The sequence below is a fragment of the Rhodomicrobium vannielii ATCC 17100 genome (assembly GCF_000166055.1).
Lineage (GTDB): Bacteria > Pseudomonadota > Alphaproteobacteria > Rhizobiales > Rhodomicrobiaceae > Rhodomicrobium > Rhodomicrobium vannielii.
This window is the reverse complement of record NC_014664.1, coordinates 3,712,622-3,727,208: the sequence shown is the minus strand read 5'-3', so window position 1 is coordinate 3,727,208 and position 14,587 is coordinate 3,712,622. Positions and strand designations below refer to the sequence as shown.

The 14,587-nt window shown below is 63.1% G+C and carries 12 protein-coding genes and 1 pseudogene; 1 reads left to right on the top strand and 12 read right to left on the bottom strand.

What is annotated here, in order from left to right:
• Positions 1 to 37: 37 nt before the first annotated feature.
• Positions 38 to 730 (top strand): leucyl/phenylalanyl-tRNA--protein transferase, encoded by a 693-nt coding sequence (aat, locus tag RVAN_RS17140; protein ID WP_013420958.1) that lies wholly within the window; start codon positions 38 to 40, stop codon positions 728 to 730.
• Here aat and RVAN_RS17135 read toward each other — a convergent pair.
• The 12 genes and pseudogenes from RVAN_RS17135 to RVAN_RS17075 form a co-directional block, all read right to left on the bottom strand.
• The gene (locus RVAN_RS17135; protein ID WP_245258007.1) at positions 628 to 1,059 is read right to left on the bottom strand and encodes a DUF2155 domain-containing protein; all 432 of its coding nucleotides are present in this window, start codon (positions 1,057 to 1,059) and stop codon (positions 628 to 630) included. The two genes, aat and RVAN_RS17135, sit on opposite strands and share 103 nt — an antisense overlap.
• A gap of 763 nt (positions 1,060 to 1,822) precedes the next feature.
• Positions 1,823 to 1,963 (bottom strand): annotated as a pseudogene (locus RVAN_RS19865) (transposase); the annotation flags it as partial.
• A 278-nt stretch (positions 1,964 to 2,241) separates the two neighbouring features.
• Positions 2,242 to 3,792 (bottom strand): aminotransferase class V-fold PLP-dependent enzyme, encoded by a 1,551-nt coding sequence (locus tag RVAN_RS17125; RefSeq protein ID WP_013420956.1) that lies wholly within the window; start codon positions 3,790 to 3,792, stop codon positions 2,242 to 2,244.
• Positions 3,793 to 4,348: 556 nt separating this feature from the next.
• Complete coding sequence (locus tag RVAN_RS17115) at positions 4,349 to 5,134, bottom strand: enoyl-CoA hydratase (RefSeq protein ID WP_013420955.1); 786 nt, start codon at positions 5,132 to 5,134, stop codon at positions 4,349 to 4,351.
• Positions 5,135 to 5,148: 14 nt separating this feature from the next.
• Positions 5,149 to 6,039: a 3-hydroxyisobutyrate dehydrogenase gene (mmsB, locus tag RVAN_RS17110; RefSeq protein WP_013420954.1), complete on the bottom strand. Its 891-nt coding sequence runs from the start codon at positions 6,037 to 6,039 to the stop codon at positions 5,149 to 5,151.
• 20 nt (positions 6,040 to 6,059) lie between these two features.
• The gene (locus RVAN_RS17105) at positions 6,060 to 7,139 is read right to left on the bottom strand and encodes a 3-hydroxyisobutyryl-CoA hydrolase (RefSeq protein ID WP_013420953.1); all 1,080 of its coding nucleotides are present in this window, start codon (positions 7,137 to 7,139) and stop codon (positions 6,060 to 6,062) included.
• A complete protein-coding gene (locus RVAN_RS17100; RefSeq protein ID WP_013420952.1) occupies positions 7,136 to 8,284 on the bottom strand; it encodes an acyl-CoA dehydrogenase family protein in 1,149 nt (382 codons plus the stop codon). The genes RVAN_RS17105 and RVAN_RS17100 overlap by 4 nt, the downstream gene beginning before the upstream one ends.
• A 97-nt stretch (positions 8,285 to 8,381) precedes the next feature.
• Complete coding sequence (locus tag RVAN_RS17095) at positions 8,382 to 9,872, bottom strand: CoA-acylating methylmalonate-semialdehyde dehydrogenase (protein WP_013420951.1); 1,491 nt, start codon at positions 9,870 to 9,872, stop codon at positions 8,382 to 8,384.
• A gap of 66 nt (positions 9,873 to 9,938) precedes the next feature.
• A complete protein-coding gene (locus tag RVAN_RS17090) occupies positions 9,939 to 11,234 on the bottom strand; it encodes an acetyl-CoA hydrolase/transferase family protein (protein WP_013420950.1) in 1,296 nt (431 codons plus the stop codon).
• Positions 11,235 to 11,270: 36 nt separating this feature from the next.
• The gene (locus RVAN_RS17085) at positions 11,271 to 12,407 is read right to left on the bottom strand and encodes an acyl-CoA dehydrogenase family protein (RefSeq protein ID WP_013420949.1); all 1,137 of its coding nucleotides are present in this window, start codon (positions 12,405 to 12,407) and stop codon (positions 11,271 to 11,273) included.
• A gap of 20 nt (positions 12,408 to 12,427) precedes the next feature.
• Positions 12,428 to 13,627, bottom strand: coding sequence for an acetyl-CoA C-acyltransferase (locus RVAN_RS17080; RefSeq protein WP_013420948.1), 1,200 nt, complete (start codon positions 13,625 to 13,627; stop codon positions 12,428 to 12,430).
• A 44-nt stretch (positions 13,628 to 13,671) separates the two neighbouring features.
• On the bottom strand, positions 13,672 to 14,436 hold the full coding sequence (locus tag RVAN_RS17075; protein ID WP_013420947.1) for an SDR family NAD(P)-dependent oxidoreductase: 765 nt from the start codon (positions 14,434 to 14,436) through the stop codon (positions 13,672 to 13,674).
• Positions 14,437 to 14,587: the final 151 nt, after the last annotated feature.

Here is a 14,587-nt window from a genome sequence, read left to right as displayed (position 1 = left end):
CGGGTTCTTTCGCGACGAAAAGGCAGGTTCGCGGACCATGGGATCGCCCTCCAATCTCAGCATTGAAATCACGCCGCAGGTTCTGCTCAAAGCATATGCCTGCGGCATCTTTCCGATGGCCGAAAGTGCCGAGGATACGACGCTTTACTGGATCGAACCGGAACGGCGCGGTATCCTCGCCCTTGAAGGGTTGCACGTGCCCCGCCGGCTTGCCCGCGTCATCAAGCAGGGCAAGTTCGAGGTCCGCGTCGACAGCGACTATCACGGCGTGATCGAGGGCTGCGCGTCCTCGCGCGCGGGGCGCCGCACCACCTGGATCAACAGGCGCATCCGCGAACTTTACGCCGATCTCTTCGACATGGGCTACTGCCATACCGTCGAAACGTGGCGTGACGGCAAGCTTGTCGGCGGACTTTACGGCGTGGCGCTCGGACGGTCCTTCTTCGGCGAGAGCATGTTCTCCTACGAAACCGATGCCTCGAAGGTGGCGCTCGTCTATCTCGCGGCAAGGCTCCGTTATGGCGATTTCTGTCTGCTCGACACGCAATTCGTCACCGAGCACCTGCGGCAATTCGGCGCTCAGGAGATAAGCCGCGCGGCGTTCCACCGGCGGCTGGAGCAGGCGCTTCAGGGTTTCGGCGCGTTCGACCGTCTCCCGGCCGATATGTCCGCCGAAGGTGTCTTGCAACTCGTCAGCCACACGTCGAAGGTGGGATGCTCCACCGCGTGAAGCCCCGGGCTTTCCGCGAACGTCCAGCCCGTGAAGATGCGATGCGACGAGCCGTCGAGCACGACCTCGTCCACCTCGATGAAGGCGCTTGTCAGCGGCGTCTCCGTGGACGGGCGTGTGTAGCAGGCGCGCGGCGTAATGGTCAGTGCGCCGAACGTGACAGTGCGTCCCATCGGTATTTCGAGCGGCTGAACGCGGCCCGTCACCTTGTCGAGCGCCGCGAAGACCGCCGTCGAATTGGCGATCCTGTCGGCGGACGCCGGGGTGCCGGGTGCCACGAGCGCAAGACCGGCAAGGACCGTCGAAAGAGCTATCTGCCGCGCATTCATGATCATACCGGAAAGCCTGGACCGTTGAAACGCCGCGCGCTCGCGCCGACGCCCGAAGTTCTTGTTGCCGACCGACGCGTCCGCTTTGTGAGCGCCGGTCGATCTTCCGAGCGGCCAGAGCGAACACGACCGCTTTTCACCAATAGATCAGCTCGCGTTAAATCGAAATCGATTTGACGCGTAAAGACCGATCGAAATCGCTCCCTGCGCATGAGGCAGCGTCCGATTGCAGCACGCTTCCGGGCATGCAGAAGCGAAAGAGCACCACCATCAAGAAGGGTTCTCGAAGCGACGTTTCCACGGCGGCGAGCGCTCCGGCAGCGCAAGCGAGGGAAGCCAAGCCCGACGCCGGAGATCGCTGAGCGACACAAGCGCCCTATCGCGGCAAAAGTCTGGCGGCGACGCGTAAGCGCACATAATCCGCCCACCAACGCCCATCTTCGTCGCGCAAGCTCGGTCGCAACCGCTCGACCATCACAGCATGGGACTGAACACCTAACGAATAAATTCGAGGGACGCGCGCCGGAGATTCTGCTGTCGGCGCGCTCCTATTGCCAAGCCGTAGATTGAAATTCGAGCGAATGCGAGCTTCTCGCTTTGTGACGCTCACCGTACGGCGGCGTGCCTCGAAAAGAAATCCGTCAAAACGACATTCGTGGCGGGCTGGATCATTGCTTAACCGATAGCTTGGCTCGTCCCGCTGTGACGGCGTTAATGATACACCATCACACGCCGGGACTGAACACCTAGGAAGTGTGGACATTTATCGGATGCACAAGATGGTTGCTGCGAGCGCGATCATGGAGCGGTAGTTTCGGGCGGTCTTTTCATATCTCGTAGCGATGCGTCGAAACTGTTTGAGCTTCGAGAAACAGCATTCGATCAGGTGACGCTGGGCATACACTTCCTAGCAACAATCAATTCCAGTGCAGCTTTGAATTTTTGCCACCAAAGCGCCCGCTCCGCCCCCGCTACCGCGTCCGGGCTTCGATGTCGTGCTCGACATCGCGCTCTCGGAAAAGAAGCGTCTTGACGCGCGCCGTCACCGCGACATCGCCAGCATTTCCGGCGAATGAAAAAGGCGTACCCATGCCTTCGGCGCATGAAACGCAGTTCTCTGCGCTCACTGCGACGGTTCAGCTGGCGGCATGTTGCGCCGGATCCTGCGCGGTGCGGCAGCGGTCATTCATGAAACGCCGGGGAGTTTTCCAGTTCCCGGGCGATCCCGACCTGATCGCGCAGGAGGAAGAGGATGTCGTCTTCCGTGGTGCGCGGATTGAGCAGGACGGCCCTGAGAAGCGCGAGCGGCTCATCGCCATGTCGCGACACAGGCCGAAACGTCCGCGATACGAAGCTGTCGCCCTTGTCGCGCTGCGCGCGCTGCAACGCGACGTTGAAGCGGCTGATCCGGTGATTGTCGGCAGGCCCCGGTGTGGTGCCCCGCATCGCCTCGGGAATGTAGCGATAGGTCAGGATGTTCATGTCAGGGCGGGAGGTCAGTTCGAACTCCGGCATCCCCTCGATATGGCGCGCCATGATCCGTGTCCGCTCAAGGCTGGCGGAGAAGAGTGCATCGTAGACGGATTTTCCGATCAGGTGCAGAGCGGCGTGGACATAGATCGCCGTTGCGGGGCGCGTGCCTTCGAGCGTGAAACGCCCCTGATCTTCGGAGTTGGGCCGCACCGCATAGGGCGCGTGATGCATGATGGTTTTCGACACTTCCGGGTCGCGGAAGAACAGCATCCCGCATCCAAGCGGGACCATGAGCTGCTTGTGTCCGTCGATGGTGACCGTGTCCGCCAACTCGATCCCGGCGAGGATATGGCGATTGCGCGGACTGAGCAGAAAGCCGCCGCCCCACGCTGCATCGACATGGACATGAATATTACGCGCCTGCCCGAGACGGCAGATCGAAGCCAGCGGATCGACGCTTCCGAACTCCGTCGTTCCGGCGATGGCAATGAGCGCGGCGACCGTGACGCCCTCCGCCTCGCAAGCTTCGATCTCCCGCTCAAGCGCCGCGGGAAGCATGCGGTTCTGCTCGTCGACGGGCACCCTGCGCAGTTCCAGCCCCATCAGGTCCGCACCCTTGGCGAAGGAATAGTGCATCAACTCCGAGCCAATCACGGCCATGCGGGCGCCGCCGCCTGCGTGTACGCTCGCCCGCTGCTTGGCCGCCCGAAGCGCGGTCAGATTGGCGATGGTGCCGCCGCTCGCGAAGAGGCCCAACGTCGAATCGCGATCTTGCACGCGGCGGTCATAGAACGCAGTGTCGAAACCGTAGGTTTCCTTGTGCAGCATCCCGAGAACCTGACGCTCCACGAACGTCAGGCTGCCGCTGGTTTCCATCTTCACGACGTTCTGGTTTAGGGTCTGCACCAGACGCCCCAGCTCCGGCAGGAAGCCGGGAATGGGCGATGTCATGTGTCCGAGGTAGCGCGGCGAGGCCAACGACGAGCAATGCGGCAGAACATCCTGATCGAGCAACGACAGATAATCGTCCAACGCCATGGCGGTGTCGGGCACCTCGCAGGATCGAAATTTTTCCCGAACGCGCCGGATCGGCGACCGCTCCCCGGCATCAGCGCTCCTCAGGAATGAGGCCGATCTCGCTTCGACCCAACCGCGCAGCTTCGACAGGTCAGACCCGAGCAGATAATCGGCGACGTCTGCACCCGCATCCTCGCTCGGAGAGGGGTGCTGCGAGATTTCGGTGAGCTTTTCTGACGCCATTCTTGCCTCTCGTTGCACCGCTTCAGGAACATGAAGACCGCCGCTCGTTGCTTCTACGGCAATTTACGGCCTTGGCACCCAGGGGGCTGCGGCTTTCGAGCGAGATCGATACCGCTTCACGTGAGACGAAATCCAGAGCTTTATCGCGGTGCCGTAAAACGCGAAGGCGACCCGCCATTACGACTGACCGATGATACGCGGTCTGGAATACGCCGGGACAGCCTTTCGGCTCGAGGGCGAGGAGGCCGGGCGAGACCGGTTTCTACGGGAGGCTTCCGGCCGCGCGTCTCGTCTCGCTCAGATCTGGGCCATCAGGCCCATCCGCTTTTTCGGTGGCTTTCAAGCGGCCGTGTGTGTGTCGTCCCGCATGGAAATCGGGCCAAAACTCACGGCGTCGCCTGTCCCGGTTTGAAGATGTCTTGCCGATCGGACTGGTTTGCCCCCAACCGGTCGGCTCTGAAGCTTTCGCGTTTCAGGAATCGCGCAAAAAGCTTCAGCCTCGTGCTTTGGCGCGTTTTCTTCGAGCGAACAGGGTGCCTCTTCGCTCGAAAACGCTCTAGCGATGCCTGAATTCCGCCGGGCGTTTGGCCACGAAGGCGTTCATCCCCTCCTTCTGGTCTTCCGTCGCGAAGAGCGCGTGAAATACGCGGCGTTCAAAAAGCAGCCCCTCGGCGAGGCTGACCTCCAGAGCACGGTTTGCCGTCTCCTTGGCGGCGATGACCGACGGCTTGCCGAAGCCCGCGATCATGCGCGCGGTTGTCATGACATCGTCCCAGAAGCGCGCCTGTTGAACCACCCGGGAAACCAATCCGACACGATCCGCCTCGCCAGCGTCGATCAGACGACCCGTCAGGATGAGGTCCATCGCCTTGTATTTGCCGATGGCGCGCGTGAGCCGCTGTGATCCACCCATACCAGGGATGACACCGAGCTTGATTTCGGGCTGGCCGAATTTCGCCGTCTCCGAGGCAATGATGATGTCGCACATCATGGCGAGTTCGCAGCCGCCTCCGAGAGCGAAGCCGGATACTGCGGCGATGAGCGGTGTGCGGCATCTTGCAACGGCGTCCCAACCCGAAAACCAATCCGACATCGCCATTTCGACGGCGGAGCGGTCTGCCATCTCCTTGATGTCGGCACCCGCCGCGAACGCCTTGTCCGAGCCGGTGATGACGATAACGCCGACGCCGGTATCGGTGTCGAGCGCGGCGATGGCGGCAGCCATGGCGCGCATGACACTGTTGTTGAGAGCGTTCAGGGCCTTGGGCCGGTTGAGCCTCAGAATCGCAACCCTGCCATCGCGTTCCACAAGGATGGCGTCTGCTTCGGTATTCTCAGTCATCGTCATGCCCCCGATCACGCTTCGTTCGCTCTGGCGGCAAGCCATGGCAGGATGCCGGAGAAGTCCTTGTCGGTGCCGCCTTGGGCAACGAACCGCGCATAGATTTCGGCGGCGTGCTGGCCGAGGGGCGTTTCGACTCCGACGCTTGCGGCCGCCTGTTGGCTGAGGCCAAGATCTTTCAGCATGAGCGGGGCCGCAAAGCCGGGCTTGTATTCGTTGTCGGCGGGAGACTTCGGGCCGACGCCGGGGGCTGGGCAATAGGTGTTGATCGACCAGCATTGCCCCGACGACGTGGAAACGACGTCGAACATCGCCTGACGGCTGAGGCCGAGCTTGTCGGCCAGTGCGAACGCTTCGCACACAGCGATCATGGAAATGCCGAGCACCATGTTGTTGCAGATCTTCGCGGCCTGCCCCGCGCCCGCTTCTCCGCAATGGACGAGGTTTTTTCCCATCGCCGACAGGATCGGCCGTGCAGCCTCGAATGCCTCGACATCGGCACCGGACATGAATGTCAGTGTGCCCGCAGCCGCGCCTCCAACGCCGCCGGAAACCGGCGCATCCACGGATTTCAACCCGGCGTTTCTCGCCATATCATGAGCCGCGCGCGCGCTTTCCACATCTACAGTGGAACAATCGATCACCAACGCGCCGGCCTTGGCCGCAGGAACGATCTCTCCATAGACCTGCCTCAGGATCGCGCCGTTCGGCAGCATCGTCACCACGACATCGGCATCCGTCACGGCGGCAATCGCGCTCCTCTCCATCGCGACGCCAGCGGCAAGGGCGGCGGAGGCTGCCGTTGCCCCCTTGTCGAAGCCCCGGACATCGAATCCGTTTTTCAGCAGATTGACGGCCATGGGCAGTCCCATATTGCCGAGGCCAATGAATGCGACCCGTTTCATGGAGGTTTCCTCTGTTATCGTTATGATTGAACCGGCTTCTCAGGATGTCGCCGTTCTGGTGGCGAATGCGGCAATTCCTCCGTCCCAAGCGAGGCGAGGAGCGCCTCCGCGCGCGTCTCGTCCAGATCCTCAAGCCGCGCGAACCGCCAGTTGGGCTTGCGGTCCTTGTCGATCACGGCGGCGCGAATTCCTTCGAGAAAGTCGCTCATCTCCTGACAGCGGTAGGTGAAGCGATATTCGAGAGCCAGACAGTCCTCAATGGATGCGAGGTCGCGGGCACGGCGCACGGCCAGCAATGCCGCCGTCACGGCAAGCGGAGAATTGCGTCGGATGGCTTTCGCCGCATCCCTTGCCAGCGACGAGGAGGCATTTTCGAGGGATTGGACGATGGAAACCGCATCCGGGCTCGCGAAGAGCGCGTCGATTTCCACCCGGTTCGCGGCAAGCGCGGACGTTGGCGCGACTTCGCAATGGGCGTCCAAAAGCGTGACATCGCCCGTATCACACAACGCGGCGATGGCAGCCGCCGTCCGTTCGACAGGCATGTAAAGATCGGCGAATCCCCCATAAATGGCGTCGCCCGGCCCCATGCGCGCCGCTGTCATGGCGATATACTCTCCGCACCGTCCCGGCATCCGCGACAGCAGAAACGTTCCTCCGACATCGGGAATGAGTCCGATGCCGGTTTCGGGCATGGCTACGACGGAACGCTCGGTCACAATCCGATGCGACCCGTGCGCCGAGACGCCAACCCCACCGCCCATGACGATGCCATCCATGAAGGCCACGTAAGGCTTGGCGTAGCGATGGATTTTGGCATTCAGCCGATATTCGTCGCACCAGAACTTGCGGCCGTAGTCGAAGTCTCCTGCGCGGCCTTTTTTATAGAGGTCCGCGATATCGCCCCCGGCGCAGAAGGCTTTCTCGCCCGCAGCGTCCACGACCACGACATCGACCCCGGAATCGTGCTCCCACTTATCCAGCGCTTGCTCGATCCTGAGCGCCATTGCCCAGGTCAGCGCGTTCATCGCGGCCGGGCGGTTGAGCGTTATGCGTCCCGCGCGGCCCTCCTTGCGGATGACGACATCTTCTTCACTCATCGGCCCCTCTCCTCAACCATCGCTCGCGCGGTGATCATGCGCATGATTTCATTCGTGCCTTCGAGGATCCGATGCACGCGCAAATCGCGAACGATCTTCTCAAGCCCGTAGTCCGCAAGGTAGCCATAGCCGCCATGGATTTGCAGCGCCTCATCCGCGACATCGAAGGCCGCGTCGGTCACGAAGCACTTGGCCATGGCGCAGAATTTCGCGGCATCGGCGGTTTTCTGGTCGAGCTTCCACGCGGCCTGACGCAGGAAGCACCGAGCCACCTGAAGCGCGATCTCCATGTCGGCCAGCTTGAATTGCAGGGCCTGAAACTGATCGAGCGTCTTGCCGAAAGCCTTGCGTTCGCCGCTGTAATTCAACGCCTTGTCAAGCGCGGTTTGCGCTGCGCCCAGCGCGCAGGCGGCGATGTTGAGACGCCCGCCGTTGAGCCCTTGCATGGCGTATTTGAAGCCGTCGCCTTCAACACCGAGCAGATTGCTGGCGGGCACGCGGCAATCGTCGAACTGAACCGCAGCGGTTGGCTGCGCATTCCAGCCCATCTTTTTCTCATTGGCTCCGAAGCTCAGACCGGGCGTCCCCTTTTCCACCAGCACCGCCGAAATTCCCGACGGTCCGGGCGCGCCCGTTCTGCACATCACAACGTAGAGATCCGAGAGACCTGCGCCGGAGATGAAGGCCTTGGCTCCGTTCAACACAAGCTCGTCGCCATCGCGCGCCGCCGTTGTGCGGAGCGCGGCCGCGTCCGAGCCGCAACCGGGCTCGGTCAGACAGTAAGAGGCGACCGCATCCATCTTCGCGAGCTTCGGAATCCAACGCGCGCGATGCTCCTCGCTGCCGAAGGCGTCGATCATCCATGTGCACATGTTGTGGATGGACAGGAACGCTGCGATCGACGGGCACCCCAGCGACAGGCCTTCAAAAACTAGCGCCGCATCGAGCCGCGTCAGCCCCGTTCCGCCATGCTCCTCGCCCGCGTAAATCGCCGCGAACCCGAGGCTCCCCGCTTCCTTCAGGACATCGAGAGGCAAGCTTTTGTTTTCGTCCCAGACGGCGGCACCGGGAGCGAGGCGCTCCAGACCGAACGTCCTGGCCATTTCGAAAAAGGCCGCCTGCTCCTCGCTCAAGCCGAAATCCATCAGCTTCCCCGCAAACCTTGAATGAACATGTGGAAATACGGTCGGGTGTCCGAAAGCTTTGAACGATCCCCGACCGGCTGCGTTTGGATGGAAGTCTTCACATGGTCGGAATGACGAAGCTCGCGCCTTCCTTGACGCCGCTCGGCCACCGCGACGTGATCGTCTTGGTCTTCGTGTAGAAGCGGAAAGAATCCGCCCCGAACTGATTGAGATCGCCGAAGCCGGAGCGCTTCCAGCCGCCGAAGGTATAGTGAGCGAGCGGCACAGGGATCGGCACGTTGATACCCACCATGCCGACGTTGACCCGTGACGCGAAATCGCGCGCGGTATCGCCGTCGCGGGTGAAGATGGCGACGCCGTTGCCATATTCATGCTTCATCGGCAGATCGAGGGCTTCTTCGTAGGTGTCCGCACGGACGATGGATAGCACGGGACCGAAAATCTCGGCCTTGTAGATCTCCATGTCGGGTTTGACGTTATCGAAGAGGCACGGGCCGACGAAAAACCCGTCTTCGTAGCCTTGAAGCGAGAAGCCGCGCCCGTCGACAACGAGAGACGCCCCTTCGGCGATGCCTTTGTCGACAAGACCCAGCACGCGGCGCTTGGCATCGGCGGTCACGAGCGGACCGAAATCCACGGTCTCGGAGGTGTAGGGGCCAACCTTGAGCTTCTCGACGCGGGGAATGAGGCGCTCAAGCAGCCGGTCGGCCGTATCCTTGCCGATGGGGACGGCCACCGAAATCGCCATGCAGCGTTCGCCGGCGGCTCCATAGCCCGCGCCGATGAGGGCGTCTGCGACCTGATCGAGATCCGCGTCGGGAGCGATCACCATGTGGTTCTTGGCCCCGCCGAAGCATTGGACCCGCTTACCGGCCGCGCAGCCGCGCGTGTAGATGTATTCGGCGATGGCCGTCGAACCCACGAAACCGACAGCGCAGATGTCCGTATCGTCGAGGATGGCGTCCACAGCCTCCTTGTCGCCGTTCACGACGTTGAGGATGCCGTCCGGCAGACCCGCTTCCTGCATGAGCGCCGCCAGCATGAGGGGCACCGAGGGAGCGCGTTCCGACGGCTTGAGAATGAACGCGTTGCCTGCCGCGATGGCAGGACAAAACTTCCACATCGGGATCATGGCGGGGAAGTTGAACGGCGTGATGCCCGCGACGACCCCGAGCGGCTGGCGGACGGAATAGATGTCGATGCCGGGCCCGACGCCTTCGCTGAACTCGCCCTTCAGAAGATGCGGCGCGCCGATGCAGAATTCAGCCACTTCCAGCCCGCGGATGATGTCGCCCTTGGCGTCGGGGAAGGTCTTGCCATGTTCACGCGACAGGGCTTCCGCAAGCTTGTCCATGTCCCGGTGCAGAAGCCGCACGAATTCCATGATGACGCGCGCGCGCCGCTGCGGGTTGACCGCCGCCCAGCCAGGTTGCGCGGCCTTCGCGTTCTCGACAGCCGCTCGAACCTCGGCCTTCGTCGCCAACGCGACCGTCTTTTCAACTTTGCCCGTTGCGGGATTGAAGACATCGGCAAACCGCCCCGACTGCCCGGCGATCATCTTGCCGCCAACGAAGTGTCCCAGTTCCATGTCGATCCTCTTTTTCTGTACTCGTGTGCGAATGCATCCGTCGTATCTTGTCGCGTTCTCCCCGCGTTAGTCGAGGCGCAGGCGGGCGGCCTCTTCCTGAAGCTCCGCGCGGAACTTCGGATGCGAGATGGCGATCAGCGCCTGCGCCCGCTGCTTCGCCGTCTTGCCGCGAAGCTGCGCAACGCCGTATTCGGTCACAACGAAATTGACGTCATTCTTGCCGGTGGTGGTGTGCGTGCCGATGCTCAGCGTCGGCACGATGCGCGAGATCGTGTCGTTCTTCGCGGTGGAGGGCAGCACGATGAACGCCTTGCCGCCGATCGAGCGATTGGCCGAGCGCACGAAATCCGCCTGCCCGCCAGTCCCCGAATACGGCACGAATCCGAGGCTTTCCGAACCGCATTGACCCACCAGATCGACTTGCATCGTGGCGTTGATGGCGATGAGATTATCGTTGCGCGACGCGAGATAGGGATCGTTGGTAAAGTCGACGGGGTGCATTTCCAGCGCCGGGTTGCGGTCCATGAAGTCATAAAGCCGCTGCGAACCCAGCGCGAAGGTCGCGATGATCCTGTTCGGCAGATAGTTCTTGCGCTTGTTGGTGACGACGCCAGCCTCGATCAGCCTCAGGATGCCGTCTCCCAGCATTTCCGTATGGATGCCGAGGTCTTGCTTGTGCGTGAGTTGCATCACCACTGCGTCCGGGATCGCGCCGTAGCCGATCTGAAGCGTCGCGCCGTCAGGGATCATCTCGGCCACGAGCTTGCCGATGGCTTCCTGAACCGGGCCGATTGCGGGGAGCCCGACTTCCATCAGCGGGTCTTCGCTTTCGACGATGGCATCCACCTTCGAAATATGCACATGGCAATTGCCGTAAGTGAAAGGCACGCGCGGGTTGACCTCAAGCACCACCTTGCGCGCCTTTTCCAGCGCCGCCATCGTGTAGTCCGTGCCGAGACTGATCGCGAAGAAGCCATGCTTGTCCATCGGCGAGGCAAGCGCGAAAACGACATCGGCGGGAACGAGATCCCGTTTGATCAGCAGCGGAAGCTCGGAGAAATACTGCGGCAGATAGTCGATCCAGCCTTCCTGCCCGCCCGGACGCGACGGGCCGCCGAAGAAATAGGCCGTGTGGCGGACGTGCGCGATCGTCTCGGGATCGTAATAGTCGAAGCGGCGCAGCGGCAGGATCTGGCAGACCTGCACGCCGTGGAATTCACACCGCCGATCCGACAGCGCCGTGAGCAGCAGCGGCGGCTCGCCTACGCCGGTCGGCACAACGATGGTTTCGCCGTCCTTCACGAGCGAAACGGCGTCGTGTGCGCTCGCGCGCTTCGCTAGGTAAAGCTCCCTGAAAGACATGCGTACCCTCCCCTATTGTTTTTATGATCGTTTCTTCTATGCGGCGGCGATGGCGCGGCCGATCACGAGCCGCTGGATGTCGTTCGCGCCCTCGTAAATCTGGCAAACGCGCACATCGCGGTAAATGCGTTCCACCGGAAAGTCACTGACATAGCCATAGCCGCCGTGAACCTGGATCGCGCCGGAACAAACGCGTTCCGCCATCTCGGAGGCGAACATCTTCGCCATTGACGCTTCCTTGAGGCACGGCAGCCCCGCGTCCTTCAGCATAGCAGCCCGCCAGACCAGAAGCCGCGCGGCGTCGACCTCCGTCGCCATGTCGGCAAGACGGAAGCTCACGGCCTGATGCTCGATGATAGGCTTGCCGAAGGTCTGGCGCTCCTTTGCATAGGCCACGGCCGCTTCGAGCGCGGCGCGCGCCATGCCCACCGCCTGCGAGGCGATGCCGATACGCCCGGCCTCAAGGTTCGAGAGCGCGATGCGGTAGCCGTCGCCTTCCTTGCCGAGCAGAGCCGAGGCGGGCACGCGGCAGTTCTCGAACAGGATTTGCGCCGTGTCGGACGCCTTCTGGCCCATCTTGTCCTCGATCCGCGCCACCACATAGCCGGGCGTCGCAGTTGGCACGAGAAAGGCGCTGATCCCCTTCTTGCCGGCGCTCTTGTCCGTTACCGCAAACACGATGGCGACGTCGGCATGCTTGCCCGTGGTGATGAACTGCTTCGCGCCGTTAATGATGAAACTGTCTCCGTCGCGCCGCGCCGTCGTCGCGATGGCTGACGCATCGGATCCGACATGCGGCTCGGTCAGACAGAAGCAGCCGAGCTTCTCGCCGCGCGCCAGCGGCTTCAGCCACGTTTCCTTCTGCTCGGCGGAGCCGTAGGCGCAGGTGATGCCGCAGGCGAGCGAGTTCTGCACCGAAACGATGGTGGAGGTCGCGCCGTCGCCCGCCGCGATTTCCTCGATGGCGAGCACGAGCGAAAGGTAGTCCATGCCCGCGCCACCCCATTCCTCGGGGACCACCACGCCCATCACGCCGAGTTCGGCGAGCCCTTTCAGAGCGGCGGCCGGGAAGGTGTGGTTGCGATCCCACTCCGCGGCGAATGGCGTGATGTTTTCACGCGTGTAGGCGCGGATCGTGTCGCGGATCATTTCATGTTCCGACGCGAGCAGCATGGAAGCCTCCCTCAAATTCATCAGTCGATTTCGATAGCGAGCGCAACGGCTTCGCCGCCGCCGATGCACAGGCTCGCGATGCCGCGCTTCGCGCCCGTCCGCCTCAGCGCGCCGATCAGCGACACGAGCACGCGCGCGCCCGATGCGCCGATGGGATGGCCTAGCGCGCATGCCCCGCCGCCGATGTTGACCTTGTCATGGGGAAGCCCGAGGTCGCGCATCGCCGCCATGGCGACCACGGCGAAGGCCTCGTTGATCTCGTACAGGTCGACATCCCCGGCGCGCCAGCCGAGTTTGTCGAGGAGCGCCCGGATCGCATGGATTGGCGCGGTCGGGAACAGGCGCGGCTCGTCGGAATAGGTCGTATGGCCGAGGATCGTCGCCAGCGGTGCGACGCCTTTCGCCTCCGCCGTCGAGCGGCGCATCAGCGTGACAGCGGCCGCGCCGTCAGAGATCGAACTCGAATTGGCGGCTGTCACCGTGCCACCTTCCCGGAACGCAGGCTTCAGCGTGGGGATTTTCGCGATGTCGATGCGACCCGGCTGTTCGTCGCGCTCCACGATCGCCGCGCCCTTGCGGGTTTCGACGGTGACCGGCACCGTCTCCCAATCGAACGCGCCGCCCTCCACCGCCGCCCGCGCCCGCGTCGCGGAGGCCACGGCGTAAGCGTCCTGCTCGTCGCGGGTGAAGCCGTAGGCGGCCGCGCACTCCTCCGCGAAAGTGCCCATCAGCCGCCCCTTCGTTTCAGGGCCATAAGCATCTTCCAGCCCGTCGAAGAACATCGCGTCGAGCACGCGGTCATGGCCGAGGCGCTGTCCGCCGCGCGCCTTCGGCAGAAGATACGGCGCATTCGTCATCGACTCCATGCCGCCCGCCGAGACCACACGCGCGCTGCCGGCAAGGATCGCATCGTGGCCGAGCATCACCGCCTTGAGGCCTGAACCGCACACCTTGTTGATCGTGGTGCATCCCGCCGAAAGCGGCAGCTTGGCGCGGAGCGAGGCTTGCCGCGCGGGTGCCTGGCCCACGCCAGCGCCGAGTACGCAGCCCATAAAGACTTCATCGATGTCGGATGCCGTGAGCCCTGCGCGCTCAACGCTTGCCCGAAGCGCCACCGCGCCGAGTTCGGGGGCGGCGAGGCTCGCGAACGCGCCCTGAAACGCGCCGATTGGTGTCCGCACGACGGACGCGATGACGATGGCGTCGGTGTTTTTGCTCATGGTTTCCTCCAGAATTTCAATGCTGCTTCAATCCGTTGCGCGGATCAGACCGCGTTCATGCGCAGCGCGCCGTCGAGGCGGATGACCTCGCCGTTGAGGTAGGGGTTTTCGATGATGTGTCGCACAAGCGCAGCGAACTCGGCCGTGCGCCCAAGCCTCGCCGGGAATGGCACGGTGCGCCCAAGCGACTCCTGCACGTCCCGCGGAAGTCCCATCAGCATCGGCGTTTCCATGATGCCCGGCGCGATGGCCATCACCCTTATGCCGAGTTTCGCCATGTCGCGCGCCGCCGGCAGCGTGAGCGAAACGATGCCGCCTTTCGACGCCGCATAGGCCGCCTGCCCCATCTGCCCCTCGAAGGCGGCGACGGAGGCCGTGTTGACGATCACGCCGCGCTCGCCAGTTTCGGTCGGGGCGCTCTTCGCGATCGAAGCCGCCGCGAGTCGCATCATGTTGAACGCGCCGACGAGGTTGACTGAAATCACGCGGGCGAACATGTCGAGGGGGTGCGGTCCGTCGCGGCCGACGACCTTAGCCGCAGGGGCGATGCCCGCGCAGTTGATGAGGCCGCGCAACGGACCGAACGCCGTCGCCGCCTCGATTGTCGCGCTCGCGCTTGCCTCATCCGTCACGTCGGTGCGGACGAAAAGCGCGGCGGGTCCGATTTCCCCGGCGAGTCCGGCCCCTTGCCCCTCATTGACGTCGGCGAGGACGACACGGCCGCCCTGCGCCGCGATACTGCGTGCCGTTTCCATCCCCAGACCAGAGGCCGCCCCGGTAACGACGAAGACATTGTCCTTGATAATCATGGTTTTCCTGCGCTCGGATGTGTTTTTCCGCGCGATCGCCTCGGGAGTTGCGCGTCTTTCTATTTGCGGCGAAGCTATCGTAAACCCGCGTGTCGGACGATGACCGATCCCCTCAATCTCGATGGCGGATTTGGCCTTCGTCCATCGTCTA

Excerpts from the sequence above, each read along its gene's own strand:
- aat (WP_013420958.1), top strand. The coding sequence starts at position 38 with ATGGGATCGCCCTCCAATCTCAGCATTGAAATCACGCCGCAGGTTCTG.
- RVAN_RS17135 (WP_245258007.1), bottom strand. The coding sequence starts at position 1,059 with ATGAATGCGCGGCAGATAGCTCTTTCGACGGTCCTTGCCGGTCTTGCG.
- RVAN_RS17125 (WP_013420956.1), bottom strand. The coding sequence starts at position 3,792 with ATGGCGTCAGAAAAGCTCACCGAAATCTCGCAGCACCCCTCTCCGAGC.
- RVAN_RS17115 (WP_013420955.1), bottom strand. The coding sequence starts at position 5,134 with ATGACTGAGAATACCGAAGCAGACGCCATCCTTGTGGAACGCGATGGC.
- mmsB (WP_013420954.1), bottom strand. The coding sequence starts at position 6,039 with ATGAAACGGGTCGCATTCATTGGCCTCGGCAATATGGGACTGCCCATG.
- RVAN_RS17105 (WP_013420953.1), bottom strand. The coding sequence starts at position 7,139 with ATGAGTGAAGAAGATGTCGTCATCCGCAAGGAGGGCCGCGCGGGACGC.
- RVAN_RS17100 (WP_013420952.1), bottom strand. The coding sequence starts at position 8,284 with ATGGATTTCGGCTTGAGCGAGGAGCAGGCGGCCTTTTTCGAAATGGCC.
- RVAN_RS17095 (WP_013420951.1), bottom strand. The coding sequence starts at position 9,872 with ATGGAACTGGGACACTTCGTTGGCGGCAAGATGATCGCCGGGCAGTCG.
- RVAN_RS17090 (WP_013420950.1), bottom strand. The coding sequence starts at position 11,234 with ATGTCTTTCAGGGAGCTTTACCTAGCGAAGCGCGCGAGCGCACACGAC.
- RVAN_RS17085 (WP_013420949.1), bottom strand. The coding sequence starts at position 12,407 with ATGCTGCTCGCGTCGGAACATGAAATGATCCGCGACACGATCCGCGCC.
- RVAN_RS17080 (WP_013420948.1), bottom strand. The coding sequence starts at position 13,627 with ATGAGCAAAAACACCGACGCCATCGTCATCGCGTCCGTCGTGCGGACA.
- RVAN_RS17075 (WP_013420947.1), bottom strand. The coding sequence starts at position 14,436 with ATGATTATCAAGGACAATGTCTTCGTCGTTACCGGGGCGGCCTCTGGT.